Origin of the sequence: Bacillus cereus group sp. MYBK108-1 (assembly GCF_051917185.1) — a bacterium.
GTDB lineage: Bacteria > Bacillota > Bacilli > Bacillales > Bacillaceae_G > Bacillus_A > Bacillus_A cereus.
In genome coordinates, this window is record NZ_JBQAHZ010000005.1 from 175958 (window position 1) to 202171 (window position 26214).

Here is a 26214-nt window from a genome sequence, read left to right on the forward strand (position 1 = left end):
ATAGAAATAAGAAAAGGAAGGTAGAGAAATCTAGCTTCCTTTTCATTTTGTGAATTATGGGATTAATAAAATCTTCCCTGTGCTTTTACGGCTCTCTAATAATTCATGAGCAAGAGCACCGTCTTGTAAAGAGAATGTAGTAGGATTTGAAATGTTTAATTTTCCAGTTGCGATCCAATCGAATAATTGAGTAGATCGTTTTTTACGTTCTTCAAAAGTAGTAAGCACGTTCCAAAGGTCTCCACCAGTTAAAGTTTTTGAAGTATCCATAAGCATACGCGGATCAACTGGCGCAGGATTACCACCAGCCATTCCGTAAAATACGACAGTACCGCCAATTTTAGTAGCGTTAAAACTTTCCCCTAATGTAGAACCTACTGATTCATACACAACATTTACTCCAGTTCCATTAGTCATTTCAAGTACTTTCATATGCCATGCTTCGGTATATAAAAATACGTGATCGGCACCAGCTAATGTAGCTATCTTTGCTTTTTCTTTTGATGATGTAAGACCAATTACTGTTCCGCCCTGTAGTTTAATCATTTGAATAAGAAGTTGACCGACGCCACCAGCTGCAGCGTGTACTAAAGCTATATCACCTTGTTTTAGTTGATAGCTATCGTGCGTTAAATAATGTGCAGTTAATCCTTGTAATAAGACAGAAGCGGCTGTTTCAAAAGAAATAGAATCTGGAAGTGGGATTACTTTTTCAGATGGAACGGCAACTAGTTCTGCATTTGCAAATGGGACGTCCGCAAATGCAATACGGTCTCCTAGGTTGATAGTAGTAACGTCAGCTCCTACTTTTTCAACAATTCCAGCTCCTTCATAACCTAATACATAAGGCGGATTGCCAGCAAGATGATAATCGCCGCGGCGTCTATAAATATCAGCGAAGTTTAATCCGATTGCTTTCGTGCGGACAAGAATTTCATTTGGACTTATGATTGGATCGTGTATTTCTTTATAGTGTAGAACATTAGCGTCTCCGAATGTTTCGAAACAAAGTGCTTTCATATGGAATACCTCCATTTATATTGTTTATAGATGTTCTTTATCATACAATACAACTATCAATAGACAAAGAGGATTATTTCGATGGAATCAATCGGAAATATCGATTGAAAAGAGGGATGATAAATGGAAATAAAACAGTTAATTACATTTAAAGTAGCGGCACATACTTTGAACTTTACACAAACTGCGAAGAAATTAAACTTTGCTCAATCGAGCGTGACAGCGCAAATTAAAACGTTAGAAGCTGAGCTTGGTACACCTTTATTTGAAAGATTAGGAAAACGTCTTTTCTTAACTGAAGCAGGTAGGAAGTTTCAACTATATGCCGACAAGATGATTGCACTCAGTAACGAAGCGAAAATGGCTGTGAAAGATGATGAAGAAATAGCAGGTACGTTAATAATTGGTGCACAAGAAAGTCAATGTACATACAGACTGCCTTCTATATTAAAGAGGTTTAAAATACAATTCCCAAAAATAAAACTTATATTTAAACCAGCACATTCCAATAAAGATGCGAAGGAACAATTGATGGAGGGAAAAGTAGATCTTGCATTTATTTTGGATGAGTGTAAAACAGAAGATGTTTTACATGTGGAACCGCTTATGAAAGAAGAATTAAAAGTAGTAGCTGCTCCTACACATCGTTTACTTGAACAGACTACTGCTTCTATAAAAGATTTAGAGAGTGAAACACTGTTACTAACAGAATTAGGCTGCTCGTATCGGACTTTATTTGAAGAGCTATTTCGCTGGGAAGATGTATATCCAGCAAATAAAATTGAGTTTGTTAGTGTTGAAGCAATTAAACAATGTGTTATTGCAGATTTAGGCATAGCCGTTTTACCAGCAATAGTAGTAGAAAAAGATATACGAGAGGGGACGATAAAAGAGTTACATTTAGAAAATACAATCTCTCCGATTTATACGCAAATCGCTTGGCATAAAGACAAATGGATGACAGTGCCACTGCAGCAATTTATTGATGTAACGAGGGAGTTCTTTACAACGGATTAAGTGGAGAAATATTTATTTTATAAAAAGAAAAAATGGCAATTTTTTATAAAGAACTGATGCTTGCATGTAACAAGTATCGGTTCTTTTATGTTTGAAATAAAGGATGTCTTCAAATGTGTATTTCTCAACTTTTTTTCTTAAAAGGATAAGTAAATTTCTTTGTATATTCCAATAATCGTAAGGGAATTTACAACTTTTATTCGTTTCTGTAAGATGCCTCTAGGCAGCATGAAAGGAGGGGCGTACATAGGGGATAGATAAACGTACTTATTTTGAGGGAGGAGATTTACAATGTTTAAAAAGCTAATGAAAGTATGTGTGTTAAGTGCAGCGAGTGTAGGGGTATTATTTAGTTTCCAAGGAAGTACATTTGCAGCTACTGATTTAAGCAGTTATTATGACGGGAAAAATCCAGCAACAACGAAAGTATACGGGGGAAGTACGACGTGTGATGCAGATGGATTTAATGCAAAATCTACAGCTGTATATGAAGGTAGTAAAAAAGTAGGGACAGTGTATTTACGTTACAGTAATAAATGTCATGCAGCATGGGCTAAGTTTGTTTTAGATCAACCAGCACCAGCTGTTTCGGGAGGAGTGTACGCGTACGCTGTTGTGAATAAATACAAAAATGGTGTATTCCAAAAATCAGTTACTTCTAATCAGGGGAACGGCACAATAAAAACAGGTCAAACGAGCACTTATACAGGAATGGTATTTGATTTGACTGCTGATTTCGGATACACAGCAGATGCTGAAGCAGTTACGTTTAATAACGGTTACGGGAAAACAGCACGTTATTAATAAAGGAGTGAAATGATATGAAACTTTTAAAAAAGACGAGTGCATGTTTATTGCTATCTTTACTCGTTGTAACTAGTATGTTTAGCACGACTAATAGCGATAAAGCATACGCAGAAGACCATTCATATGATGGGAAAAGTCCTTATTATAACAGCTGTGATCAATCTGCAGTAACGAAAGAAAAGAAGTGGATTGATTCAAATTCTTATGTGGAATTAAAATTTAGCACGACGTGTAAAACAGCGTGGGCAAAAGTTACTGTAACTCGCCTGGCAGTTTATAATAATGAAGCTGATGCAAGGATTGTTAGAAAAACAGATGGAAAGGCATACACTTGCGGAAGTGCTGGAGGAAATGGTGTTGTAAATAAAGGGCAAACATCATGCTATACACCAATGGTATATGATTTAGATCCAAGAAAGGCACAAGCACAAGGGAAACATGCAATTCCGAATAGTGATGCATATAATTATGCGGAGACTATTTGGTATTAATACGATTATACATGTTTTAAGAGCTGTTATTTGATATAAAAATGAAAGAGCCTTACTGCATTTTATTGTGGTAAGGTTCTTTAAATTTGTTTAATAGATTAACTGCATCCATTTACAAAGGTCTCTCTATATAATCGCTTTTAAGTATGGCCATAATAATTTCATCTGAGTATGTATCGTTATAAAATAAAGATTGACGTAAGGTTCCTTCTTTTACAAAACCAACTTTTTTATAAGCTTTAATTCCGCGTAAATTATGGCTAAATACTTCTAACTGTAAACGATTTAATGATAGTTGTTCAAAAACAAATCTTAAAACTATTTTAATAGCTTCCGTTCCATAGCCTTGTCCTGTTAATGCTATTGAAAGCATTGATATTCTGAATCCTGTTCTTTTGTTCTCCTCATCGATATCTAAAATCGACAACTCTCCAATCATCTTGTCAGTACTTTGTAAACAAATAGCGAAATCATAGCGACTTGAATCATTATTTATATGATCTATATGTTTCGTAATTTGCTCCAATGAAAAAGTGGACTTAGTTCCAGTCATATATCTTATTTCATCATCCATTGTACTTTGTAATATAATAGGAGCATCTAGCTGACAAAGAGGCCTTAAATAAATTCTCTCGCTCTCTAATCTCATTATAATTTTCTCCTTTAGTTAGTAATTGAATGTATAAATACTTAACTTTCTTCAATGAGTTACATAAAAAATATGAATCTTAATTCGATGTTACATGAATTTTATAATGGCATGGTATACCTAAAACAAATAATAAATGTTTTATACACAACAAAATGTATCAACGAGTTTTTTGATCATACTATTATTCTTGCTGCTCATTCCGCTTTTAAATGAACACGAATGTATTAACTAAGGTCTGTATCAGGAGGAGTATATCCAAGGTGACGAGCCATAGATACAATTTGTCCTTTATGGTGAAATTCATGCGTCTCCGTATGAGTTAAAAGCCATAGCGGAGTTGTGCTCCAAGGTTCTTTTTGCCATTTCACTTCATTTGCTATATTTTCGAGCCAACGGTCATTGTATTCATCTAAAAAACGTTGTACAGTCTCATCTACTAACTTAAATCTAGCGCGAACTTTTTCCACATCTGCATGCTCAATTTCGTAATCGCTAGCAAATGAAAAATCTGCTCTTTTTTGCTTGAATGCGAATGATCCAAGCCAGTATCGATAGCAATCGGCTACATGAATATGAGTCTTTATAATGCTACCGCTTCCGAAATTAGAAACTGTGCTATGTAATTTTTCTACTGGGATTTCTTCCAAAAACGAAAATAGAGTTTCTCTTGTAGAGCTAATAAGATTATATTGTTGTTTTAAAATATGCAACATGCAAGTACACTCCTCTTTTATTAACATAGTAAGTAATTCTATATTTACGAGGAGTGAACCTTTTTATTATTTTTAATAAGCATATTAGATGTATTTCTTATTTGTTTCTGATAGATTAAACAAGGTGAAACTTTAATAAGTTGAACATTCTTAGTTCATAATAAATTGTACATGAAGAAGGGGAACGATAAAATGAATAGACTAGTTGGCTTAAAACAATTTGAAATAACGCGCGGTGCATTACTTACATTTATGGAGACGCTAGATGATAAAACTGCAGATACGCAGCCAGAGGGTTTTAACAATACAATTCGCTGGCATATCGGTCATGTGTTAACGGCAGCAGAAGTTTTCATGTTTGGAAAAGAATTCAAACAATTACCAACGGAATATCCAGGTATGTTTGGATATGGATCAAGACCATCTAAATGGACAACAGCAGGACCATCGTTAGAAGTGTTAACGGTTCAATTAAAAGAACAAGCAAAACGTATTAACGAAATTCCAGCAGAAGCATTTGAAAATAAACTGCCAGAGCCATTCCTAGGATTGGAAACAGTAGGGGAGCTTTACGGTATGATGCTTTATCATGAAGCTGATCATATTGGGCAAATGAAGGCGATGGAACGTATTATTAAAGCTCTTTAGTCTTAATTGCATATAACAAGCAATACAGTTGTAATGTTAAATAATATATACAAAAAAGGTAGATAAATTATTATCTACCTTTTTTGTATAACTTCTTGAAGGATTAGAGAATTTTATAATTTTTTATGTTGTGATTATTAATTATAGTATTCCTAAATATGGAATATACGTATAATAATAGAGAAGAACTAGAAATAGGGGTGAATACTATGAGTACATTAGAGCAAAAGTTGGAGCAATATAAACATACATATGTACAGTTAAAGGGAGAACTAAAATGGAAAACGAGTGATTCTCGAACAGGAATGATGATTGCTGCTATGTATGCAGGTAGTGATAAATTGTTTGATCTCGGACGTTTTTTAGAAATTAGTAGTTATATTAAGAATCAGGTAGGGATGTTTTCATACTTAAAGTCTTATCATCGTTTTGTAGTGGCCGCAACATTAGATATTCACTTTACAGATTACAAGGAAGCTTTTCGGAAGTTTTTAGATTTATATGAACAATTGGTCACTGGTGGCTTTAGCCGGAGTATATTTACTTATCTCGCAGCAGCTGTGCTTTTAACAGAAGAAAATGAACAGCATGGCGCGCACATTCAGCGTTCGATGCAAGTATATAAACGCATGAAAAAGGATCACCTCTTTCTTACAAGTACAAATGATTATCCGCTCGCAGTTTTATTAGCAGGACAATCAGAGCATGTAGAAACACTTATGGACCGAGTGGAACGTCTTTATCAGAAACTAGCGACAGCTGGTTTGCGTAAAGGGAATGATCTTCAATTTTTGAGTCATATTCTTTCACTAAAGAAGGATGTCAGGGAAGAACTATTAGTTGCAAAATGTACAAATATATGGAATTTGTTAAAGCAAGAAAAGGTAAAAGTAAAACAGATGCATTACCCAGCTATCGGGCTACTAGCGTTACTCGAGGACGGAGAAAAAGAGATTCATTCTATTCGAGCATTTATTGAAAAATTGCAGGGGGATAAATTGTTCCGTTGGCATACAGATACAACTATTCTTATTGCTATTCAACTGTTCGTAAGTCAGAAAGGTGAGGAAAGTAAAGCTACTAACACAGGTTTACAAACAATGATAGAAGTCCTCATACAAGCACAACAGGCAGCCATGATGGCAACGATTGCCGCTTCATCTGTAGCAACATCTTCTGCTAGTAGCAGTTCATAATGTGTAATTGCTTATACTCTTGTAAATTATAACTCCCTTGATAAGGACGGTTTAAAAAATATTACTAAAAACAGTTAGCTCATCACTCTCTAATGAGTGATGGGCTAACTGTTTTTACATAATCAGCATTATCTTTTTGATTCCTTCAAATGTTTGAGCTGCGTGACAATCATAATGCTAATAACAACGAGTAAAAACCATGAACTAATTTTGCTTAAGTGAACGAGATTCCATGCTTCCCGTTGATTTGGATATTGCCATGCTCCGAAAAATGTTGCGATGTTCTCTGCAATCCAAATGAAGAAACCGATAAGGAAAAAGGAGAGAACGAGTGGTATTTTATATGTAACGCCTCGTAATGAAAATTCCACAAATGTCCGAAAGAAACCGATGAATAGAAGTAAAGTTAAGAACCATCTAAAATCGTATAGAAAATGATGCGTGAAAAAATTGAAGTAAATCATTACTCCTAATGGCACGGTAAAAATAGCTTTCGGCCAATAATGCATTTGTAAATGCAACCTTCTCCACGCTTGGCATATGTAACTTGCGACACTTGCGTACATAAAGCCGCTGTAAAGCGGAACTCCAAAAATCTTTGAATACGCCTCTTCAGGATAACTCCATGAACCGAAATGAACTTTATATATTTCTAGTAAAAGGCCGATGAGGTGAAAGGCAGTAATTACTTTTAATTCGTCTTTCGTCTCAAGTCCAGTCTTGCACATAATCCACTGCATAAGAAGACATGCGATGAGTATGAAATCATAGCGATATAACCCTGGAATAGAAACGATTTTTGAAAGGGCTAGTGTTAAGAAAATAACGACTGGGAATAAGCAAGATAATGCTTGCTCGTAAGTGAAGTGTAGTAGTTGTTTTATATAGAACATTGTGTCACCTTCGGTATTTTTATTTGAAAACTCAAAATAATGATTAAGTATACTACACTTTTAAAAATAAGCTAGTATTCTATTTTGCGTGTATTTGTAAGTTTTGGAAGGGAATTGTAATAAGTATTTTAATATTTAGCGAAGTGAAAAAATAGTTTGCTATTTAAAAAAAGTGGGGATATAATATCTAAATGAAAATGATAATTATTATCAATAATAATTATAAATAAAAAATAATTATAAAAAACAACTGAATATAAAGGATGAAATGAAACATGTTACATAAGTCTACTGTACATGCTGGTAATAACCGCTGGATACATATTAAGTTCATATGTTTCATGAGCTTAACAATTTTATGTTTAATTGGATCTATATTTTTAGCCATTTCATTTGGTGCAAAAGATATTCATTTACAAACGGTGTGGGCAGCGATTTTGAATTACGATCCGAAATTAACGCAGCACCAAATTATTTATGAATTAAGGCTCCCGAGAGTAATTGGTGCAGCAGTTGTAGGGGCAGCTTTTGCGGTTGCTGGTGCTGTTATGCAAGGTATAACACGAAATCCTTTAGCTGATGCAGGTGTACTCGGAATAAATGCAGGTGCGATGTTTGTAGTAGCACTTAGTTTTGCTTTTTTTCCGCATATGCCGTATTCCTATTTAATGATTGTTTCCTTTATTGGAGCAGTCTTAAGTACAGTACTTATTTTTGTTATTGGATCAGCAACATCAGGCGGGTTAACACCAATGAGGTTAACGATTGCTGGAGCGGTTATGGCAGCGCTTTTACATTCATTAAGTTCAGGTGTTGCGATTTATTATGATTTAAGCCAGGATTTAGCGTTTTGGTATGCTGGTGGTGTTGCAGGGGTTAAGTGGGAACACTTGAAATTTTTAGTTCCTATTATTCTTATAACGATTATTTTCGCGACAATGCTAGGGAAATCTATTTCACTCATATCAATGGGGGATGATGTTGCTACAAATTTAGGAGTGAAAACGAACCGAACGAGAATACTAGGGATGATTATAGTAGTTATTCTGGCAGGTGTTTCTGTTTCAGCTGTTGGTTCTATTGGATTTGTGGGACTAGTTATCCCACACATTGCTAGAAAATTAGTTGGTGTGAATTATAGACTCATTATTCCTATGTCAGCATTATTAGGAGCTATGTTATTAGTTGTAGCTGATTTAGGGGCAAGAACAGTAAATCCTCCTAAGGAACTTGCGATAGGGATTATGGTAGCTCTTGTTGGAGTTCCGTTCTTCCTCTATATAGCACGTAAAGTTGGGAGGGAGTTATAAGTGAAAGATCTTTTTAACACGGATAAAAAGAGAGCTATTACTGTAACTACAATCTTCGGATGTATAAGTATCGCTGTAATTTTAATTAGTTTAAATACAGGGACGCTGAGTATAGCACCACTTAGAGTAATTGAAACACTTTTGGGTTATGGTGATTTTGAGAGTGCAACCGTGCTATATGATTATCGTATGCCAAGAATAATAATCACGATGTTAGCCGGCATTGGTCTTGGTATTTCCGGTGCGATTTTGCAAGGGTTATCACGTAATGCACTTGCAGATCCTGGTATTTTAGGGTTGCATTCAGGTGCATCTTTCGGTCTTATCGTATTTGTTACTCTCTTTCATTCTATTAATGAGAGTGCATCCATTTTAATACCGTTATTTACATTTGGCGGAGGAGTATTAGCTGCATTTCTTATTATTTTACTTGCGAGTGATCGGTCAAAAGGTTTACTTCCCATTAGACTTATTCTCGTTGGTATTGCAGTTTCAGCTGGCTTTAGTGCAATTTCGCTATTTTTCTCTCTCAAGTTAAATGATGAGACGTATACATTCGCTTCTAGATGGCTAGTTGGTAACGTGTGGGGAAGGGATTGGATTCATGTCCTTGCATTATTACCATGGATTTTCATACTAACCCCTTATGCGTGGCTAAAATCTAAAACGTTAAATGCATTGTCACTAGGTGATAGTGTAGCAGCAGGACTTGGTGTTTCTGTTCAAAAAGAACGGTTATTACTTTTAGCTACAGCGGTTGGATTATCTTGCACAAGTGTATCGATGGCAGGAGGAATTGGTTTTATCGGTTTAGTTGCTCCGCATATCGCAAGGAAGTTGGTAGGTACTACATATCAACACTTTCTTCCTTTAGCTGGCATTATCGGAATGATTATTTTAGTGCTAGCAGATACGATAGGTCGTTCTATATTTGAGCCAAATTCTATTCCAGCTGGTGTAGTAGTGGCCGCATTAGGAGCACCGTATTTTGTTTATTTACTTACAAAAACAAAATAAATACTTCAAAGAGGAGAACATATGAAAAAGAAACTTACTATTTTATTTAGCATGATGTGTATTTTAGTATTAGCAGCATGTGGTCAAACGAAAGCTAATGAAGAGGCAACGAAAAAAACGGAAAAAAGTAATGACCCAAAAATTGCTTCAATGTCTATTCATTTAACGAATGATTTACTTGCATTAGGAATTACACCAGTAGGTTCTGTTATTGGTGGAGATTTAAAAGATTTCTTACCGCACGCTAAAGAGAAGTTGAAAGATACGAAGAAGCTTGGTGTTGTAACAGATCCGAATATGGAAGCGTTACTTCAATTAAAGCCAACTGACATTTATGTTGATGAAAAATATGCTGGTAAAGATGTAGCGAAATACGAAAAAATTGCAAAAACACATTCTTTCAATTTAGATGAAGGTACGTGGAGAGAGCATTTAAAACAAGTTGGTAAACTTGTAAACCGTGAGAAAGAAGCAGATAAATATATTCAAGATTACGAAGAGCAATCAAAACGAGTAAAAGGTTTAATAGATAAAGAGCTAGGTAATAACGAAAAAGTAATGGCAATTCGCGTTACTGCAAAAGAATTGCGTGTATTTAGTACGAAAAGACCTATGGGACCAATTTTATTCCAAGACCTAGGGTTACAACCTGCAAATGGTGTAGAGAAAATTGATGGAAACCGTCCTTTCGAAGTCATTTCACAAGAAGTATTACCTGACTTTGATGCAGATGCGATTTTCGTTGTTGTAAATAGAGATGACAAAGCAAAAGCAGCATTTAAACAACTTCAAGAAACACCAATTTGGAAAGACTTAAAAGCAGTTAAAGGTAAGCATGTATACATTATCAATGATCAACCATGGCTTGACTATTCTGCTTTAGGAAACAAAATGGCAATGGATGAAGCGGAGAAAATGTTTACGAAATAATATAGTTTTGTTATTAGGAAAGGCCCTCTAAATTTGGAGGGCTTTTTATTATTGTTAGAATAAACGGAAAATTATACAATGAAGTTAATTTCGTGTAGAGGAGATGTGCCAATGTCAGCGCTTATTGTAAGTATCCCGTTTATGAAACAGTTTATGAAACGAGGGGGTAAATAGGCTTGAATAATTATCCCCGTTATTTAATAAAGGGGGAGTTTGAAATGACAATGAATCTTTTTCGAAATAAAACGATTAAATTATCAGCTATGAGAGAAACAGATGCTGAAGTAATGGCTATGTGGCAAGAAGATAGTGAGTATTTAAGAAATGTTGATACAGATGTAGCATTCCCGCAATCTTTAAATGAAATAGCAAGTGATGGGTTATTAAAAGGACGAAGATCGAATAGTGTTTCTTTCATGGTAAGGACAGTTCAAGAAGATCGCTTAATTGGTTTTGTGGCGATTCATGGTATAGAGTGGAATAACAGAACAGGTTTATTAGCCATTGGTATAGGAGATGCGAATGATAGAGGAAAAGGATATGGGAAAGAAGCAATACATCTTATTTTAAAGTATGCTTTCTATGAATTGAATTTACACCGCGTCGGTCTGGATGTGATTTCTTATAATAAAGCAGCCATTGCGTTGTATAAAAAGATAGGTTTTCAGATGGAAGGGTGTATGAGAGAAGCGGTTCAAAGAGATGGGAAGTGTTTTGATCGTATCATTATGGGGATATTGCGGGATGAATGGATAGGGTTGCAAGATTAGCGAATACATTCAATATTATATATGTAGTATGCAGGAGATATAATGATAATTGGCGAAAATTTACAGTGAACTGATTGAATTTATAAGGAGTTATGTAAAATGAATTTAGAAAAAGCAAAACCAGTAAATGAAGAGGTCGCTGAATTAAAGGAACTAATTAAAGAGTTACACGGAAGTGTACATCAACTGCAAAGCGAAGTGCAGCAACTAAGGCACGAAAGACCAGTTGTTGAAGTGAGAAAAGGTGTTCAATTATCACCAACAATTGTCGGACAAATTGGTGGTATGATTTTAGGTGGGTTAGCAATTATCGGTATATTTTGGTGATGAAAAAAGGTTTGCAGCACGATGCTGCAAACCTTTTGGATTTGACGATATAATTTCATGCAATACAACTTTTACATTAAATAACGTAAATATATATAAGCATGTGATAACAAGAGTGCAACAATAGTTAATGGTAAACCAATTTTTAAGAAGTCCATATAAGAGAAAGCATGTCCTTCACGTTTTGCAATACCAGCAACGACTACGTTTGCAGATGCTCCGATTAGCGTTCCATTTCCTCCTAAGCAAGCTCCAAGAGATAACGCCCACCATAGTACTTCGATTTGCGGAGAATCGACAGATAGTCCGAGTCCTGTAGCTAAGTCTTGAATAAGAGGAATCATTGTAGCGACAAAAGGGATGTTGTCGATTGTCGCAGATGCGATGCCAGATACCCATAAAATAAGTATAGCTGCGAATCCGATGTCACCGTTTGTTACGCCGATTACTTCTTTTGCAAGTGAAGAGATAAGTCCGATATCAATTAACCCGCCAACGAGAACGAATAGTCCGGCGAAGAAGAAAATGGTTACCCATTCAACGTGGGCAAATACATCTTCAATATCATGTTCTTTCACGCCGATTAACATAAGAAGTGTAGCGCCTGTCATCGCGATAACAGCAGCGTCTACATGAATAATCGAATGAAGTACGAAGCCTAAAATAGTTAGTCCTAAAATCGAAATAGATTTTAAAAGGAGGCTTTGATCTTTAATGTAATCTTTTTCGTTTAATGCCATTAGTTTTTCGATTTGTTCAGGTGTTGTTTTTAGTTTGTTACGATACATGAAGTAAATAATGCCAAGTGTCACAATAGAAATAATAATTACGATTGGAGCTAAGTTAAGTAAAAAGGCGTTAAAGTCTAAATGCTTGTTTGCTGATCCAATCATAATATTAGGTGGATCACCGATTAATGTTGCTGTTCCGCCTATATTTGAAAACAGCACTTCTGAAATCAAATAAGGCACAGGATTTACTTTTAAAATACGTGTAATGGATAATGTAACAGGAACGATTAATAAAACAGTCGTTACATTGTCCAAAAATGCTGATCCGACAGCAGTTAATAGGGATAGTAATAATAAAATGCGAATCGGTTTTCCGCCAGCTGCTTTTGCCGCTTTAATGGCCACAAATTCAAAGACGCCTGATTGACTCGTAATATGTACGAGAATCATCATCCCAATTAAAAGGGTAATCGTTTCCCATTGAATATGTGATGTGAAAGCAGTATGTAAATCTACAACTCCAAAAATAATCATAATAGCAGCACCGAATAGTGCGATTACAGCACGATTCAATTTCTCAGAAATAATAAATCCGTACGTGATTAAAAATACGGCAATTGCAAAATAATATTGCCAATTTGCTACTTCATGTGCTGACTGTTCCAATCATGTCACCTTCTTTAAATTATGTATTCAATTGTCGAAATGTATCTCGCTGCAATAATACGGGATAAAATATATTGTAGCAAATTCAAAAAAGAAAGAAAACTATTTAACAAAGTGAAGGAAAAAATGTATTTTTTACATATCATATAAAAAATATAAAAAACACAGTGCAAATTATTAGGAAAAGTGAGCGTTGTCCTCTAATATAGAGATAGCAATTTACATTATTTTTGCGTAAAATGGTTTAAAGAGGTGAATTCCGATGGAAATAGTAAAAGATAGTTCTCTTATTCAAAATGAAATTGAACGTTTTGTAAATAAAGATGTATATATTCATTTAGAAACGACAAACGGAGCGTATGCATCACACATAAATGAAAAGATGATGACAGTTGGTGCTTTCATTCGAAATGCGATTATCCGTTTTGAACGCGGGAAGATAACTGGAACAAATCCATACCGAGTTGGTCTGAAAATGGATCACGGTTGGGTATATGCTGAAGGTATTACGCATTGGGAAGTAGACGATCAAGAGCGTTTATTATTAGCTGGACATGATAATTTAGGTCGTCTAGCAGTTGCACTTGAGTTAAGCTTAACACCATTTAAGTAAGAAGGAGGGAAACTTATGGAGAGACATGTACTTGTTGTATTTCCGCATCCAGATGATGAAGCATATGCTGCGGGAGGAACAATTCGCTTATTAACAGATCAAGGAGTACCTGTAACATATGCATGTGGTACTCTAGGACAAATGGGACGTAACATGGGTAAGAACGTATTCGCTAACCGTGAAACGATTCCACATATCCGTAAGAAAGAATTGAAAGATGCTTGTGAAGCGATGGGTATTAAAGATTTAAGAATGCTTGGCTTCCATGATAAAACGTTAGAATTTGAAGATGTTGATTTCGTTGCTGACAAAATTGAAGCAATCATTCAAGAAGTAAATCCATCTCGAATTATTACATTTTATCCAGAGCACGGTGTACATCCAGATCATAATGCATTTGGCCGCGCTGTCGTTCGCGCTGTATCACGTATGCCAAAAGAAGAGCGCCCAGTTATTCATGCTGTTGCGATTACGAAAAATCGTGAAGCAGTATTAGGAGAACCGGATGTTGTAAATAACATTAGTGAAGTATTTGATCATAAATTAACTGCATTAGGTGCGCACCGTTCACAAACAGAAGCAATGCTTGAAGACACGCATGCAAAAATAAAAAACAAAGATGCAGCAACATTAAAATGGCTGCAACTTGAACAGTTTTGGACTTATAAATGGGAGTAGGCTAGAAGGATATCTTCTAGTTGCTCTTACATAGAAAAAGCGCTGTCACTTGTGATGGCGCTTTTTCTTGTTGAAGACTATATATTTTTTAGGGTGCTTCAAAATTTTTAAATTAACGTGCAGTATAGCCTCCATCAACAAGAAGTGTTGTGCCGTTAACAAAACTAGCATCATCACTTGCTAAAAATAAGACAGCTTTAGCGACTTCTTCTGGTGTTCCAAGTCTGCCTTGCGGATGAAGTGAAGCTAAATATTCTTTCTGTTGAGGATTAACACTACCTAGTAAAGGGGTGTCAATATAACCAGGGCACACCGCATTAATACGTATTCCATATTTAGCGTAGGCAGTACATAAATTTTGAGTTAATAGTTTCACACCACCTTTTGCAGAGGAGTATGCTGTTGGTGTAGGTAATGAAACAAAACTATGAATCGAACCAGCGTTAACGATGACACCACCTGTACCTTGTTTAAGAAATTGTTCAATCGAATATTTATCAGAAAGGAATACCCCAGACAAATTAATATCAATAGTTCTTTTCCATTTTTCATAGGATAATTCGTTTGCCGGTGCATCATCAGCAACGCCGGCATTGGCATACATAATATCTAATTTACCGTATGTACTTACTGTCTCATGAATTAGCTGTTTAATATCTGCCTCTTTTGTTACATCGGTTTTAATAAATAACGTATTATATCCATGTGCATTCAATTCATCTGATAGTTCTTTTCCACGTTCAGAAAAGTCAGCAATAACTACTTTTGCACCTTCTTCGATAAAAAGACGAACAGTAGATTCGCCAATTCCACTTGCACCACCAGTTATGATTGCTACTTTGTCTTTTAATTTCATATAAACCTCTCCATTCATTAATGAATTTAAGTCGAATTTTTAAATCTTGTTACTAAACTATTAACCTTAAATAGTAAGTAGATAGAAGAAAAAAGCTCGCGTTTACTTAATCGTGAGAGTGCTATTTTTTCTTTAGTGTACTTTTTGATACAGTTATGGACGAAAATATTAATTTGGTCAATTTTATCATTAGATTGAATATTTGGTAAAGAGCTCTCGAACAGAGCGAGTAAGGATGTTGAAAAAGTAAAATAAACATTCAGTATTATTTGTAGGGTAAGGAACAAAGGGGAGAGATGCATAACGAAAACTACTACTCTAGTTAAATAGGAAAAAGCCTTGCAGGGGGGCAAGGCTTTAAACAGGGTATTAAAAATGATTGATTTATTAAGAATAACTTCTTCTTGTGAATAAACTAATTTTAGCATAATAACTCATATATATGTGTTACGAATTTGTGAATAAAAACTCAATGATAAAAGTATGAGTGAAAGGAAATAATGTATTTGAAATATGCATTATTACACAAAGTTAAGTTGAAATAGGGGATTTGTATATGTAATTTCTTTTTGCATTTAATTCTTTAGAACTGATTTTTAATAATGTATATGAGAAGCGTATATTTTGAATTATTTAATAGAATAATATATATTTATATTGATTTAATGATTTTAGTTTGTTAAAAATGGGGAAATCGATATGAAGGTTAAATTTGCCGTAATAAAAGATGAGAATTTTGATTGTAGTTTATTGGAAACAAAATTATTGAAAACTTTTAAAGAAGTAGATTGTGAAGCAGATATTGTAAAGGTTGAGGATGAAATTTTTGAAAACAATGATATACAAACGTATTTATCAGAAATAACCATTCATGTTACTGGAAAAAATATTGGATATAGATCCGTTTCAGCCAGTATATTTATTGTTCTAGAGAGTTTATCAATACAGCTATTTCGTATTCATATTAGTATACTTTAAGCAGTTCAAAAAGTGGCTTCTTCAGAAAATCATACTGATTATATGGAGTTGTAAATATGAAAACAATAGAAATTATCGTAGGTGCTCCCGAATGTTGGATTGCACCTTGTTTGTTGTTAAATAAACAAGGGATTCCTTTTTTAATTTATCTTAACGCTGATTTATATAGAAGATAGGAAACATATGAATAATTCAATTAGATTGTACAAATAATTTGGTACGCGGATGTACGCAATGTATTCACAGGTAAGAGGGTTGTCTCATAATATATATAGATTTTTCTATTAAGATGAACAGAGGGTGTGAATATATGGAAGATGTTTACGCTAAAATTGACAGTCTCAAGGCGGAGCAAAAAGAAATTATGAGAGACATTCGTGCTTTAGAAACGCGTACTACTATTAATGAGAAAGATATAGCAACAATCAATAAGCAATTAGAAAAAATAAGTACAAACACTACTTGGATTTTGCGAATTATTATTAGTGCGATAATAATGTCAGTTTTAGGATTAATATTAAAAGGAATGATTTAGTCTTGCGAAATAGAAAGATATAAAAGAAAGAGGGGAGCTCCCTCTTTCTTTTATGTAAATGAGAAGCTATAAATTTTCCGTTTCCTTTTCATCTGCATACTTATCCTCTAAGGAAATTAATAGAGGGATTGATATAGTTACAAGAATGATTAAAGTAGTTATAAAAGATTTAGAAAGAGAAAAAGAACCTTCAATTAAGGGTGATAAAAACTTGAATGAAAGTATGCTTGTTATTAAGGAAATTACTAAAAAGCTCAAAAGAGATATATTTTTATTCTTTATAGATGTCTCTATAAAGTCTTTAACACAGGTTATTACGACAAATATAGTTAATATGATAAGAGAAACAAAATAATGTGTTAAATTCGTCATACTAATAGTAGGATCGTCTATTATGTAAGCAAGTAACTTAGATACTAATATTCCTCCAAACAATAAAATAATAAAAGCAAGTAATCCTTCCGATATATAAGTGCTGAAATTGCCTTTCTTGTTAAAGAGTTTATAGTTTAGAGTAGATTGGGTTATTTGAATTAGGAATAGGGTAATAATCCATACATAATATACAAATGGTAATTCTCCTGAGAATAGAGAAAGTAGAAAGTTTACTACTGTCCTTAAAATTTCAATCATTACGAAAGGCCTCCAGTTTGTAAGCTTGTGACATTAAAATATGCTAGTCTATCGTTTAATAATTAAACTTACGAATTCAAACTATTTCTAATTATTCCATAAAAAGGTGAATGCATCAAGTTATCTTTTTAACAATCCTCCAAGGCCGAGCACTAGTAAAAGAAACGCAGAATGTAATATAATTGAAAAAGTATATTTAAAAATCGATGTTAATATTACCCTCCTATAAGTATTAACATACGTAATTGAGGTGTTTTCTTTGTTGTTTTATGACCGGATTTCTATAATGGCCCCTCCTGTTCCGTAGCTAAGGAAAGTCTTTTTATTTCTGAGATTTTCAAAGTTATAGGAGGGTATGAAAAATGAAAAAAGTCTCAGTACCATCACTTTTGTTAATGATTGTTCTTGTCGCATTTCCGCAAATTAGTGAAACGATTTACACACCGTCTTTACCAGACATTTCAAAGGCGTTACATGTAAGTAATAATGAGGTGCAGTTAACACTTAGTGTGTATTTTGCTGGTTTTGCGTTAGGTGTATTTTTTATTGGGTGGTTATCAGATATAATTGGTCGTCGCCAGGCGATGTTACTTGGAATTGTCGTATATGGCGCTGGGAGTTTCTTATGCTATATTGCAAATTCCATTGAAGTTTTATTGGTAAGTCGTTTTATTCAAGCGTTTGGAGCAAGTGCAGGATCAGTTGTGACGCAAACGATTCTTCGTGAAAGTGTAGAAGGGCATAAGAGGCATGTTATGTTTGCTCAAATCTCGGCAGTCATTGCTTTTACACCAGCGATAGGACCGTTAATTGGTGGCTTTCTTGATCAAATGTTTGGATTTAAAATAGTATTTTTAAGTTTAGTAGTTATGAGTATCGGTATTTTTCTGTATACGTTTGTTTCTCTTCCTGAAACAAAAACGGGCTCAGTAACGAATAAAATAAATGTATTTTCAGTCTTGAAGAGGTTAATTACAAATCCGAAAGTGGTAACATATGGGCTGTTAATTGGAGGAGCAAATGGTGTTTTATTTAGCTATTATGCAGAAGCGCCGTTTATCTTTATTGAATATTTTCAATTATCGCCTAGTATGTATGGATTTCTAGGAATTGTTGTTGCATCTGCTTCTATTGTTGGAGCGAAAATTTCAAAACGTTTACTTGCTACTTATAAACCAGAGAAAATTATATATATCGGTTGTCTCGTAATGACAGGGGGAGCTATCCTTTTATCTGTTATTACGTTTATTGGATTAAATCCGAATGTAATATATATGGTTGTATTTTTAATAGCAATGTTTATATTGTTATTAGGGATTGGAGTAGCGCTACCTAACTGTTTAAGTTTAGCGTTAGTAGATTTTCAAGATGTCATTGGTACAGCAGGTGCATTGTTTAGTTTAGGGTACTATGTAATTGTAACGATGACAATTTTGGGAATGAGTCAGCTGCATACAGGCTCGTTACTAGTGATGCCACTTTATTTTCTGGTTATTGTAGTTATAATGGTAGTGTTTACTAGGGTATTTATCTTTGGTAAGCAAACTTCGAAATCGATTTAAATATGAAATTGTAAAAGAGTCTCATTTTTTAATGAGACTCTTTTATATTTTGGCTGGGGTAAAGAAGTTAGTAGTTTATTAATATATTAAATTTCTCATTGGTATATAAATCGAATGTGTGGGGAATTACGTTATTAACTATAAAGGTTGAAGTATTTGAGATATGAAACCGAGGAAGAAATACTCTCCTCGGTTATTTATATTGTAATAATATACATGCCGGAATCATATTGAATAGATGTATTTTATTGTTAATTTAGTTAAAAATTAATCAGACTTATGTATAATAATTTATTGAAAAAATAATTGAATTTTTCAGATTAATGAATTAATATAAGGTAAGTAATTTTAAGATTTATAGAATATTGGAAGATGAAAGGTTTTGAGAATTTTATTAGGAGCGCAAAACGATTTTAGGATAGCTTTAAAGCTAGTGTAAAATGACGTTTGCTTCATCATTTTCAGGGCCGAAAGGAATTAGGGGAAAGCATCTTGTGTTAAAATGCAGCTATGAATCATCTAAGAGGGGGAAGTGAAGTGGCAAACAAAGAATTGAAAAGAGGTTTAGAAGCACGTCATATTCAAATGATTGCTTTAGGCGGAACGATTGGTGTTGGTTTGTTTATGGGGTCAGCCAGTACAATTAAATGGACAGGTCCGTCAGTAATGCTTGCTTATGCAATTGCAGGTATTTTCATCTTCTTCATCATGCGTGCCATGGGAGAAATGTTGTATATGGAGCCAAGTACAGGCTCATTTGCGACATTCGGTCATAAGTATATTCATCCACTAGCTGGTTATATGACAGCGTGGAGTAACTGGTTCCAGTGGGTTATCGTTGGGATGTCAGAAATTATCGCGGTTGGAGCGTATATGCAATATTGGTTCCCAGATTTACCAGCTTGGATACCAGGTATAATTGCAATGGTTATTCTTGGTGCAGCTAATTTAATTTCTGTTAAGTCATTTGGTGAATTTGAATTTTGGTTTGCAATGATTAAAATCGTTACGATTCTATTAATGATTATTGCAGGATTTGGCCTTATTTTCTTTGGAATTGGTAACGGCGGAGAAGCGATTGGCATATCTAATCTTTGGTCAAATGGCGGTTTCTTTACAGGTGGTTTCTCAGGATTCTTCTTTGCATTATCACTTGTAGTTGGTGCATACCAAGGTGTGGAATTAATCGGTATTACTGCTGGTGAAGCGAAGGATCCAAAGAAGACACTTACAAGAGCGATTCAAAGTACAATTTGGCGTATTTTAATTTTCTACATCGGTGCTATTTTCGTTATTGTAACTGTGTATCCGTGGGATCAATTAAGTACAATTGGTAGCCCGTTCGTAGCAACTTTTGCGAAGGTTGGTATTACGGCAGCAGCTGGACTCATTAACTTTGTTGTTATTACAGCAGCAATGTCTGGTTGTAATAGTGGTATTTATAGTGCTGGTCGTATGCTTTATACGTTAGGTGTAAATGGACAAGCACCGAAATATTTTACGAAACTTTCTGGAAATGGTGTACCTTTATTTGGTACAGTTGGCGTAATTATCGGTCTGGCGGTTGGTGTTGTTTTAAGTTACATCGCACCGAAAAACTTATTCGTATATGTATATAGTGCGAGTGTACTTCCTGGTATGGTACCATGGTTTGTCATTTTAATTAGTCAAATTAATTTTAGAAAAGAAAAGGGAGCAGAGATGAAAGATCATCCGTTCAAAATGCCATTTGCTCCTGTAACAAACTATTTAACGATTGCCTTTTTAATTATGGTATTAATCGGAATGTGGTTTAACGATGATACTCGTATTTCATTAGTTGTAGGTATTATTTTCTTAGCTATCGTTACAATTAGTTTCTATGCTTTCGGAATAGGAAAGCGAGCTCCGTTAGACGTTCAAAATAATAAAGAGATTTCAAGTAAATAAAGAAAAGGCTGTTCATCTGGAACAGCCTTTTCTTATTGTTGCTATTTGTCGATAAATCGATATAGCTTGACGAATCGTTGATATAATTTGATTTATGATAGATATATTTGAAAAATCGTTGATATATTGTACGTTATGATAGATATATTCGAAAAATCGTTAATATAGTTTCACATACTATCTGTCACTATCATGATTAAAATCTCTCTAATACGATTTTCCCAATGGTGTGCCCGCTTTCAAGTAGTGCATGTGCTTTCTTTTAGTTTTCAGCGTTAATCGGTGTTAATGTTTCATTTTTATGTAAGCTGTACTGATAGTCTAGAAGGAGTTTATTTCTAAAAAGAAGAATTTTTTACTGTATTACTTTATCCCAAACTAAATGTAAAGGTGGATACATAATGACAGTAAAGAAACTTTATTTCATCCCAGCAGGTCGTTGTATGTTGGATCATTCGTCTGTTAACAGTACGTTAACTCCAGGGAAACTATTAAACTTGCCGGTTTGGTGTTATCTTTTGGAGACGGAAGAAGGTCCTATTTTAGTAGACACAGGTATGCCAGAAAGTGCAGTTAATAATGAAGGGCTTTTTAACGGTACATTTGTTGAAGGACAGATTTTACCGAAAATGACTGAAGAAGATAGAATCGTGAATATATTAAAGCGTGTAGGGTATGAGCCGGACGACCTTTTATATATTATTAGTTCTCACTTACATTTTGATCATGCAGGAGGAAACGGTGCTTTTACAAATACACCGATTATTGTGCAGCGAACGGAATATGAGGCAGCACTTCATAGAGAAGAATATATGAAAGAATGTATATTACCGCATTTGAACTACAAAATTATTGAAGGGGATTATGAAGTGGTACCAGGTGTTCAATTATTGTATACGCCAGGTCATTCTCCAGGCCATCAGTCGTTATTCATTGAGACGGAGCAATCCGGTTCAATTTTATTAACAATTGATGCATCGTACACGAAAGAGAACTTTGAAGATGAAGTGCCGTTCGCAGGATTTGATCCAGAATTAGCTTTATCTTCAATCAAACGCTTAAAAGAAGTTGTGACAAAAGAGAAATCGATTGTTTTCTTTGGTCATGATATAGAGCAGGAAAAGGGTTGTAGAGTGTTCCCTGAGTATATATAGTGCAAAAAGTCATGAGTTCGCGTGCTCATGACTTTTTCGTTTAAATAATTTTTTTAAATAAATTATAAACTTTTTTTGAACTATCTTCGTTTAACTGATAGTACGTAAGGTTTACATCATCAGGAGTATCTTGCTGAGCAATCATCACTTCGCTGCTGTGATGATCAACTACCCATATGAAATATTTTTTATAAGTTCCATCCTCGAAAGTAATCCACATATCACAATCTATTAAGTCTGATCCTTCTTCATCTAATGTTAATTTACCTTTTTTTGCGGTATTCATACTGTTAATAAACGTTTTTAATTCATCTGTTTTTGTGAGAAAAATATCCTTTTTTGTTTTAATTGATTCTACATGTATATCTTTTATTTCCTGTTTTCCTAAAAAAACAGGGGGCTCATTTGGATCTCGCGAGCTTGAAATAATAGTAGCTTTCTTTTTCGGTTTATTTGCAGTATAGAGATCTTGAATAGATTTTCCCGAGTTTATAAACCATGCAATTCCAGAAATAATTAATACGCTACCTAGCAATAAAATAATTTTTTTAATAGGATTTTCTCCTCTCTATTACTTCGTGTGAAGAGCTTTTCTATTAATATATGATAGGTAAGCGTAAAGTATTATAGTTGAACTTGGTTATGCTTCACAGTTTTTATCGGGCGATCTATGAGTAAATTGTAAGTGAGCCCAATTAATACGAAAATGCCACCGATAACTTTCCCGATTGAGAGTTCATTTGTCAGGAAGAAATCAATAATAGTCCCCGCAAATAATTGTCCGATAAAGATGAGTAATGTTAAATAAAAGGCTGATATTTTAGGAGTAATATAGTTGGATAATGAAATAATGATAACGCCTACTAATCCGCCTAAATACACGGCGATAGGAATAGATTGCAACGTATGAATAGGAATATACAATGAATCTGAACTGAAAATTAAAAATAACATAGAGAAAAATAATCCAGTAATATAATTGAAAAACGTGCCTTCCCAGTTTCCAATTTTCTTTGCTAAATTCGCGTTAATAATTCTAGCAACGACGATAGAAACACCAGCTAAAATAGCGATCGTAATATATAACATTTTCTTGCCCCCATTAATAAATTGTCATGATTATAATTCCAGAAGAGATGAAACATAATCCAACTAGTTTTTTCCTTTCAAACTTTGCAGCTTTCATTCCTAATAAACCGAAATGATCAATAACGATGGAAGCAATGGATTGACCGAGTAAACTTAATGCGATCGTAATAGAGGCACCAAGGACGGAGAAACTTATATTGTTAAAAAGAACAGTGAATACTCCAATCGCTCCAGCACTATATAAAAAAAGTGGAATACTTTTATCAAAATGGATTTTATGTTTGTTTATGATTAAAACGAAAATAACTGCAATTAAACCGACAAGGTGAATGACAACACTTGCTGTATACTTCCCAATTAACTCGGATAAAATTCCATTCAATGGAAGCATAACGGCGATGAGCACACCAATACAGACAGAAAGAAAGTTATACAATGTAATATCCCCTTTGTATTTCATATTTGTAATGACTGTATCATGCTGAAATTGTGTATTGTTATGACATATGTCATAGTGGAAGAAGAAAATTTTGATTACAATGGGGATGAGTTGTAAAGGTGGGGAACTATGAAGAAAGTATGTAATTCTATTAAATTAGCAGAGTATATGAAGAAAAATAATATTGATTCATTTTTTAGTCATGATATGAAGCTATATATGGAACTTATATTTTTTAAAAAGAATGAGTTTATTTGTAGAGAAAATGAAGAGATAGATTATTTATTTTTCTTCGTTGAAGGAAAAGCGAAAGCGTTTAATACATTAAGTAACGGGAAATCTGTATTATTATGCTTTTATGATAGCTTGCAGCTGTTAGGAGATGTGGAGTTAATTCATTCTCAAAAGACAACTTCAAACGTACAAGTGATGGCAGATTCATATTGTGTTGGTTTGCCTTTAGGGAAAGTGAGAAATCAAATATTTAATGATGCGAAATTTTTACGATGTATTTGCGGATCGTTAGCGCATAAGTTAAATCGGCTTTCAAAAAATAGTACAATTAATTTACTATATCCTCTTGAAAATAGACTTGCGAGTTACATGTTAGCAGCAGGAGAACGGGCAGTACAACACGGAAATAGAATTGTATTTAGTGGGAATTTAACGGAAACAGCGGAATTGTTAGGAACGAGCTATCGGCATTTGTTGCGCACATTAAATGTTTTTTGTGATAAAGAGATAATAAAGAAGAATGATGGTTGTTTTGAAGTAGTAAACGTGGAAGTTTTGGGAGAATTGGCAGCAGATGTTTATAAATAGGAGGAGAGTATAAATGATAACACCTATATTTAGAATTTTTGATATTGAAAAAGCAAAACTATTTTACTTAGGTTTTTTAGGATTTAAACTGGATTGGGAACATCGGTATGAGGAAAATATGCCATTATATTTGCAAATTTCGTTACAGGATGCTGTGATACATTTATCAGAACATCATGGTGATGCCTCACCAGGTGGTGCGATTCGGATCAAAATAGATGATGTAAAGGATTATCATTCTGTAGTATTAAGTAAAGAATATGCTTATTCGAAGCCGAATATAGAAAAAACACCTTGGGGTACAATTGAATTAACTGTAATTGATCCGTTTTCAAATAGAATTACACTATACGAGGAAAAATTGTAGAAATGGAATGAAGAGTAGTTCATAGAGCAGTGAACTGCTCTTTTTTATTTTGAGTAGATATTGAATCATATAAAAAGAAAATGTTATGATTATGGAAACGTATGAATATATGAACAAGTATTCATATGTTTAAGAAGAGGAGGGATTAGAATGAAAGATCTAATTATTATTGGGGCGGGTCAAGCTGGATTAACAATGGGATATTACTTGAAGCAAGAAGGGTATAATTTTTTATTACTTGAGGCAGGAAAACGAGTTGGTGATTCATGGAGAAATCGATATGATTCTTTGCAGCTTTTTACCCCAAGGTCTTACAGTAGCTTGCCGGGTATGGCGTTAATAGGTGAAAAAAATGAATTTCCATATAAAAATGAATTTCCATATAAAGATGAAATTGCAACTTATTTAGAAGAATATGCAAGACATTTTCAATTACCGGTACAATTACAAACGGAAGTTCTACAAATAAAGAAAGAAAAAGAAATATTTGAATTACATACTCCTACAGAAATTTTACAAACGAAAAAAGTTATTATCGCATCAGGTGCTTTTCAGCAACCGTTTATTCCCTCAGTTTCAGCAAATCTATCATCACATATTTTTCAAATACATTCATCACAATATAAATCACCATCACAAATTCCTAAGGGAAAAGTACTAGTAGTAGGTGGTGGGAATTCAGGAATGCAAATTGCAGTAGAACTGGCAAAGACTCATGAAGTTACGGTGTCTATTAGTCATCCTTTAACGTTTTTACCGTTACAACTTTTTGGAAAAAGTATTTTTAATCTGCTAGAAAAAGTGGGTTTATTGTACGCTGAAATAAATACAAAGAGGGGAAGATGGTTTCAGAAGAGAAAGGACCCTATTTTCGGTTTTGAAGGTAAGAAACTTATTCGTAATGGAGCAATCAAACTGCAAGAAAAAGTAGTAAGTGCATCAGGAAATAACATTATGTTTCAGAATGGTGATACTTATAGTGCAGAAAGCGTTATATGGTCAACTGGTTTTGTACAAAATTATAATTGGATTGAAATTGAACAGGCAGTGAATGAGAAAGGATTTCCTAATCATATAAAGGGAATCAGTCCAGTAAAAGGATTGTATTATATCGGTTTACCTTGGCAATCTCAAAGGGGTTCCGCACTTATTTGTGGTGTAGGAAAGGATGCAGAGTATGTACTTTCTGAAATCAAAAAAATAGATCAGTAGCAATAACTACTGATCATCCATATGTACATGAATTAGGAGAGGTCAAACATTTATTAACTTTATTATAATAGATTTTCATAGAATTAAAAACTGAAAATTCAAATTTAATGTTGAGAAAGTTTTTTGTATCGAAATATATGAAAAAATAGGGATTTTTAT

Annotated in this window: 30 protein-coding genes; 20 read left to right on the forward strand and 10 right to left on the reverse strand. The window is 34.1% G+C overall.

Features of this window, described 5'->3' with window-relative positions; genetic code table 11:
* Positions 1-54: 54 nt before the first annotated feature.
* Positions 55-1020, reverse strand: coding sequence for a quinone oxidoreductase family protein (locus ACTFSL_RS10700; protein ID WP_000645267.1), 966 nt, complete (start codon positions 1018-1020; stop codon positions 55-57).
* A gap of 123 nt (positions 1021-1143) precedes the next feature.
* Between ACTFSL_RS10700 and ACTFSL_RS10705 the strand changes: the two genes are divergently transcribed.
* From ACTFSL_RS10705 to ACTFSL_RS10715, 3 genes are all read left to right on the forward strand, one after another.
* Complete coding sequence (locus ACTFSL_RS10705; protein ID WP_000403897.1) at positions 1144-2037, forward strand: LysR family transcriptional regulator; 894 nt, start codon at positions 1144-1146, stop codon at positions 2035-2037.
* 291 nt (positions 2038-2328) lie between these two features.
* Entirely contained in the window at positions 2329-2841 is a 513-nt protein-coding gene (locus ACTFSL_RS10710; RefSeq protein ID WP_000473741.1) for a YjfA family protein, read from the forward strand.
* 17 nt (positions 2842-2858) lie between these two features.
* Entirely contained in the window at positions 2859-3335 is a 477-nt protein-coding gene (locus ACTFSL_RS10715) for a DUF2690 domain-containing protein (protein ID WP_000771162.1), read from the forward strand.
* A 112-nt stretch (positions 3336-3447) separates the two neighbouring features.
* Here ACTFSL_RS10715 and ACTFSL_RS10720 read toward each other — a convergent pair whose 3' ends face one another.
* Both ACTFSL_RS10720 and ACTFSL_RS10725 read right to left on the reverse strand, forming a co-directional pair.
* Positions 3448-3984 (reverse strand): GNAT family N-acetyltransferase, encoded by a 537-nt coding sequence (locus ACTFSL_RS10720; protein WP_440041698.1) that lies wholly within the window; start codon positions 3982-3984, stop codon positions 3448-3450.
* A 227-nt stretch (positions 3985-4211) separates the two neighbouring features.
* The gene (locus ACTFSL_RS10725) at positions 4212-4700 is read right to left on the reverse strand and encodes a DinB family protein (protein WP_000902408.1); all 489 of its coding nucleotides are present in this window, start codon (positions 4698-4700) and stop codon (positions 4212-4214) included.
* A gap of 171 nt (positions 4701-4871) precedes the next feature.
* Between ACTFSL_RS10725 and ACTFSL_RS10730 the strand changes: the two genes are divergently transcribed.
* Together ACTFSL_RS10730 and ACTFSL_RS10735 are read left to right on the forward strand one after the other, a co-directional pair.
* A complete protein-coding gene (locus ACTFSL_RS10730; protein WP_440041700.1) occupies positions 4872-5348 on the forward strand; it encodes a DinB family protein in 477 nt (158 codons plus the stop codon).
* A gap of 158 nt (positions 5349-5506) precedes the next feature.
* Positions 5507-6544, forward strand: coding sequence for a DUF4003 domain-containing protein (locus ACTFSL_RS10735; RefSeq protein ID WP_440041702.1), 1038 nt, complete (start codon positions 5507-5509; stop codon positions 6542-6544).
* Positions 6545-6672: 128 nt separating this feature from the next.
* On the opposite strand, the gene ACTFSL_RS10740 is transcribed toward ACTFSL_RS10735, so the two are convergent.
* Positions 6673-7437: a DUF817 domain-containing protein gene (locus tag ACTFSL_RS10740; protein ID WP_440041703.1), complete on the reverse strand. Its 765-nt coding sequence runs from the start codon at positions 7435-7437 to the stop codon at positions 6673-6675.
* A gap of 275 nt (positions 7438-7712) precedes the next feature.
* Here ACTFSL_RS10740 and ACTFSL_RS10745 point away from each other — a divergent pair, with 275 nt between their 5' ends.
* The 5 genes from ACTFSL_RS10745 to ACTFSL_RS10765 all read left to right on the forward strand — a co-directional run bounded on the left by ACTFSL_RS10745 (position 7713) and on the right by ACTFSL_RS10765 (position 11791).
* The gene (locus ACTFSL_RS10745) at positions 7713-8747 is read left to right on the forward strand and encodes a FecCD family ABC transporter permease (protein WP_259591624.1); all 1035 of its coding nucleotides are present in this window, start codon (positions 7713-7715) and stop codon (positions 8745-8747) included.
* On the forward strand, positions 8748-9764 hold the full coding sequence (locus tag ACTFSL_RS10750) for a FecCD family ABC transporter permease (protein ID WP_440041705.1): 1017 nt from the start codon (positions 8748-8750) through the stop codon (positions 9762-9764). It abuts the gene before it with no gap.
* A gap of 21 nt (positions 9765-9785) precedes the next feature.
* Positions 9786-10694: an iron-hydroxamate ABC transporter substrate-binding protein gene (locus ACTFSL_RS10755; RefSeq protein ID WP_000728218.1), complete on the forward strand. Its 909-nt coding sequence runs from the start codon at positions 9786-9788 to the stop codon at positions 10692-10694.
* A 218-nt stretch (positions 10695-10912) separates the two neighbouring features.
* The gene (locus tag ACTFSL_RS10760) at positions 10913-11464 is read left to right on the forward strand and encodes a GNAT family N-acetyltransferase (RefSeq protein ID WP_000178509.1); all 552 of its coding nucleotides are present in this window, start codon (positions 10913-10915) and stop codon (positions 11462-11464) included.
* Positions 11465-11563: 99 nt separating this feature from the next.
* Positions 11564-11791 (forward strand): hypothetical protein, encoded by a 228-nt coding sequence (locus ACTFSL_RS10765; RefSeq protein WP_001047304.1) that lies wholly within the window; start codon positions 11564-11566, stop codon positions 11789-11791.
* A gap of 71 nt (positions 11792-11862) precedes the next feature.
* On the opposite strand, the gene ACTFSL_RS10770 is transcribed toward ACTFSL_RS10765, so the two are convergent.
* Positions 11863-13188 (reverse strand): ArsB/NhaD family transporter, encoded by a 1326-nt coding sequence (locus tag ACTFSL_RS10770; RefSeq protein WP_000437988.1) that lies wholly within the window; start codon positions 13186-13188, stop codon positions 11863-11865.
* A 262-nt stretch (positions 13189-13450) separates the two neighbouring features.
* Here ACTFSL_RS10770 and ACTFSL_RS10775 point away from each other — a divergent pair, with 262 nt between their 5' ends.
* Together ACTFSL_RS10775 and bshB2 are read left to right on the forward strand one after the other, a co-directional pair.
* On the forward strand, positions 13451-13801 hold the full coding sequence (locus tag ACTFSL_RS10775) for a YojF family protein (RefSeq protein ID WP_000407045.1): 351 nt from the start codon (positions 13451-13453) through the stop codon (positions 13799-13801).
* Positions 13802-13816: 15 nt separating this feature from the next.
* Positions 13817-14479: a bacillithiol biosynthesis deacetylase BshB2 gene (gene bshB2, locus ACTFSL_RS10780; protein WP_000439483.1), complete on the forward strand. Its 663-nt coding sequence runs from the start codon at positions 13817-13819 to the stop codon at positions 14477-14479.
* Between the two features lie 112 nt (positions 14480-14591).
* On the opposite strand, the gene ACTFSL_RS10785 is transcribed toward bshB2, so the two are convergent.
* Positions 14592-15335, reverse strand: coding sequence for an SDR family NAD(P)-dependent oxidoreductase (locus tag ACTFSL_RS10785; RefSeq protein ID WP_000768018.1), 744 nt, complete (start codon positions 15333-15335; stop codon positions 14592-14594).
* A gap of 699 nt (positions 15336-16034) precedes the next feature.
* Between ACTFSL_RS10785 and ACTFSL_RS10790 the strand changes: the two genes are divergently transcribed.
* Both ACTFSL_RS10790 and ACTFSL_RS10795 read left to right on the forward strand, forming a co-directional pair.
* Positions 16035-16313 (forward strand): hypothetical protein, encoded by a 279-nt coding sequence (locus ACTFSL_RS10790; RefSeq protein ID WP_000865005.1) that lies wholly within the window; start codon positions 16035-16037, stop codon positions 16311-16313.
* A gap of 310 nt (positions 16314-16623) precedes the next feature.
* Positions 16624-16848: a hemolysin XhlA family protein gene (locus ACTFSL_RS10795; protein ID WP_000390461.1), complete on the forward strand. Its 225-nt coding sequence runs from the start codon at positions 16624-16626 to the stop codon at positions 16846-16848.
* Between the two features lie 66 nt (positions 16849-16914).
* On the opposite strand, the gene ACTFSL_RS10800 is transcribed toward ACTFSL_RS10795, so the two are convergent.
* A complete protein-coding gene (locus tag ACTFSL_RS10800) occupies positions 16915-17481 on the reverse strand; it encodes a DUF5823 family protein (protein WP_000570052.1) in 567 nt (188 codons plus the stop codon).
* A 362-nt stretch (positions 17482-17843) separates the two neighbouring features.
* Between ACTFSL_RS10800 and ACTFSL_RS10805 the strand changes: the two genes are divergently transcribed.
* The 3 genes from ACTFSL_RS10805 (at position 17844) to aiiA (ending at position 22126) form a co-directional block, all read left to right on the forward strand.
* Positions 17844-19043, forward strand: coding sequence for a multidrug effflux MFS transporter (locus tag ACTFSL_RS10805; protein ID WP_440041707.1), 1200 nt, complete (start codon positions 17844-17846; stop codon positions 19041-19043).
* A gap of 537 nt (positions 19044-19580) precedes the next feature.
* Positions 19581-20972, forward strand: coding sequence for an amino acid permease (locus tag ACTFSL_RS10810; RefSeq protein ID WP_001284404.1), 1392 nt, complete (start codon positions 19581-19583; stop codon positions 20970-20972).
* A 401-nt stretch (positions 20973-21373) separates the two neighbouring features.
* Positions 21374-22126, forward strand: coding sequence for a quorum-quenching N-acyl homoserine lactonase AiiA (aiiA, locus tag ACTFSL_RS10815; protein ID WP_440041708.1), 753 nt, complete (start codon positions 21374-21376; stop codon positions 22124-22126).
* Positions 22127-22166: 40 nt separating this feature from the next.
* Here the strand turns inward: aiiA and ACTFSL_RS10820 are convergent, their stop codons facing one another.
* The 3 genes from ACTFSL_RS10820 to ACTFSL_RS10830 all read right to left on the reverse strand — a co-directional run bounded on the left by ACTFSL_RS10820 (position 22167) and on the right by ACTFSL_RS10830 (position 23675).
* The gene (locus ACTFSL_RS10820) at positions 22167-22661 is read right to left on the reverse strand and encodes a hypothetical protein (protein WP_000901699.1); all 495 of its coding nucleotides are present in this window, start codon (positions 22659-22661) and stop codon (positions 22167-22169) included.
* 89 nt (positions 22662-22750) lie between these two features.
* Positions 22751-23215, reverse strand: coding sequence for a DMT family transporter (locus ACTFSL_RS10825; protein ID WP_440041710.1), 465 nt, complete (start codon positions 23213-23215; stop codon positions 22751-22753).
* Between the two features lie 13 nt (positions 23216-23228).
* Complete coding sequence (locus ACTFSL_RS10830) at positions 23229-23675, reverse strand: DMT family transporter (RefSeq protein ID WP_440041711.1); 447 nt, start codon at positions 23673-23675, stop codon at positions 23229-23231.
* Positions 23676-23783: 108 nt separating this feature from the next.
* Here ACTFSL_RS10830 and ACTFSL_RS10835 point away from each other — a divergent pair, with 108 nt between their 5' ends.
* The 3 genes from ACTFSL_RS10835 to ACTFSL_RS10845 all read left to right on the forward strand — a co-directional run bounded on the left by ACTFSL_RS10835 (position 23784) and on the right by ACTFSL_RS10845 (position 26055).
* Positions 23784-24476, forward strand: coding sequence for a cyclic nucleotide-binding domain-containing protein (locus ACTFSL_RS10835; protein WP_440041712.1), 693 nt, complete (start codon positions 23784-23786; stop codon positions 24474-24476).
* A gap of 13 nt (positions 24477-24489) precedes the next feature.
* Positions 24490-24843 (forward strand): glyoxalase superfamily protein, encoded by a 354-nt coding sequence (locus ACTFSL_RS10840; RefSeq protein WP_000632406.1) that lies wholly within the window; start codon positions 24490-24492, stop codon positions 24841-24843.
* Positions 24844-24993: 150 nt separating this feature from the next.
* Positions 24994-26055, forward strand: a complete 1062-nt coding sequence (locus ACTFSL_RS10845; protein ID WP_400155237.1) for a flavin-containing monooxygenase — start codon at positions 24994-24996, stop codon at positions 26053-26055.
* Positions 26056-26214: the final 159 nt, after the last annotated feature.

What these genes read in the sequence shown, in the direction of transcription:
- ACTFSL_RS10700 (WP_000645267.1), bottom strand. Translation starts at nt 1,020, where the DNA reads ATGAAAGCACTTTGTTTCGAAACATTCGGAGACGCTAATGTTCTACAC.
- ACTFSL_RS10705 (WP_000403897.1), top strand. Translation starts at nt 1,144, where the DNA reads ATGGAAATAAAACAGTTAATTACATTTAAAGTAGCGGCACATACTTTG.
- ACTFSL_RS10710 (WP_000473741.1), top strand. Translation starts at nt 2,329, where the DNA reads ATGTTTAAAAAGCTAATGAAAGTATGTGTGTTAAGTGCAGCGAGTGTA.
- ACTFSL_RS10715 (WP_000771162.1), top strand. Translation starts at nt 2,859, where the DNA reads ATGAAACTTTTAAAAAAGACGAGTGCATGTTTATTGCTATCTTTACTC.
- ACTFSL_RS10720 (WP_440041698.1), bottom strand. Translation starts at nt 3,984, where the DNA reads ATGAGATTAGAGAGCGAGAGAATTTATTTAAGGCCTCTTTGTCAGCTA.
- ACTFSL_RS10725 (WP_000902408.1), bottom strand. Translation starts at nt 4,700, where the DNA reads ATGTTGCATATTTTAAAACAACAATATAATCTTATTAGCTCTACAAGA.
- ACTFSL_RS10730 (WP_440041700.1), top strand. Translation starts at nt 4,872, where the DNA reads ATGAAGAAGGGGAACGATAAAATGAATAGACTAGTTGGCTTAAAACAA.
- ACTFSL_RS10735 (WP_440041702.1), top strand. Translation starts at nt 5,507, where the DNA reads ATGGAATATACGTATAATAATAGAGAAGAACTAGAAATAGGGGTGAAT.
- ACTFSL_RS10740 (WP_440041703.1), bottom strand. Translation starts at nt 7,437, where the DNA reads ATGTTCTATATAAAACAACTACTACACTTCACTTACGAGCAAGCATTA.
- ACTFSL_RS10745 (WP_259591624.1), top strand. Translation starts at nt 7,713, where the DNA reads ATGTTACATAAGTCTACTGTACATGCTGGTAATAACCGCTGGATACAT.
- ACTFSL_RS10755 (WP_000728218.1), top strand. Translation starts at nt 9,786, where the DNA reads ATGAAAAAGAAACTTACTATTTTATTTAGCATGATGTGTATTTTAGTA.
- ACTFSL_RS10760 (WP_000178509.1), top strand. Translation starts at nt 10,913, where the DNA reads ATGACAATGAATCTTTTTCGAAATAAAACGATTAAATTATCAGCTATG.
- ACTFSL_RS10765 (WP_001047304.1), top strand. Translation starts at nt 11,564, where the DNA reads ATGAATTTAGAAAAAGCAAAACCAGTAAATGAAGAGGTCGCTGAATTA.
- ACTFSL_RS10775 (WP_000407045.1), top strand. Translation starts at nt 13,451, where the DNA reads ATGGAAATAGTAAAAGATAGTTCTCTTATTCAAAATGAAATTGAACGT.
- bshB2 (WP_000439483.1), top strand. Translation starts at nt 13,817, where the DNA reads ATGGAGAGACATGTACTTGTTGTATTTCCGCATCCAGATGATGAAGCA.
- ACTFSL_RS10785 (WP_000768018.1), bottom strand. Translation starts at nt 15,335, where the DNA reads ATGAAATTAAAAGACAAAGTAGCAATCATAACTGGTGGTGCAAGTGGA.
- ACTFSL_RS10790 (WP_000865005.1), top strand. Translation starts at nt 16,035, where the DNA reads ATGAAGGTTAAATTTGCCGTAATAAAAGATGAGAATTTTGATTGTAGT.
- ACTFSL_RS10795 (WP_000390461.1), top strand. Translation starts at nt 16,624, where the DNA reads ATGGAAGATGTTTACGCTAAAATTGACAGTCTCAAGGCGGAGCAAAAA.
- ACTFSL_RS10800 (WP_000570052.1), bottom strand. Translation starts at nt 17,481, where the DNA reads ATGATTGAAATTTTAAGGACAGTAGTAAACTTTCTACTTTCTCTATTC.
- ACTFSL_RS10805 (WP_440041707.1), top strand. Translation starts at nt 17,844, where the DNA reads ATGAAAAAAGTCTCAGTACCATCACTTTTGTTAATGATTGTTCTTGTC.
- aiiA (WP_440041708.1), top strand. Translation starts at nt 21,374, where the DNA reads ATGACAGTAAAGAAACTTTATTTCATCCCAGCAGGTCGTTGTATGTTG.
- ACTFSL_RS10825 (WP_440041710.1), bottom strand. Translation starts at nt 23,215, where the DNA reads ATGTTATATATTACGATCGCTATTTTAGCTGGTGTTTCTATCGTCGTT.
- ACTFSL_RS10830 (WP_440041711.1), bottom strand. Translation starts at nt 23,675, where the DNA reads ATGAAATACAAAGGGGATATTACATTGTATAACTTTCTTTCTGTCTGT.
- ACTFSL_RS10835 (WP_440041712.1), top strand. Translation starts at nt 23,784, where the DNA reads ATGAAGAAAGTATGTAATTCTATTAAATTAGCAGAGTATATGAAGAAA.
- ACTFSL_RS10840 (WP_000632406.1), top strand. Translation starts at nt 24,490, where the DNA reads ATGATAACACCTATATTTAGAATTTTTGATATTGAAAAAGCAAAACTA.
- ACTFSL_RS10845 (WP_400155237.1), top strand. Translation starts at nt 24,994, where the DNA reads ATGAAAGATCTAATTATTATTGGGGCGGGTCAAGCTGGATTAACAATG.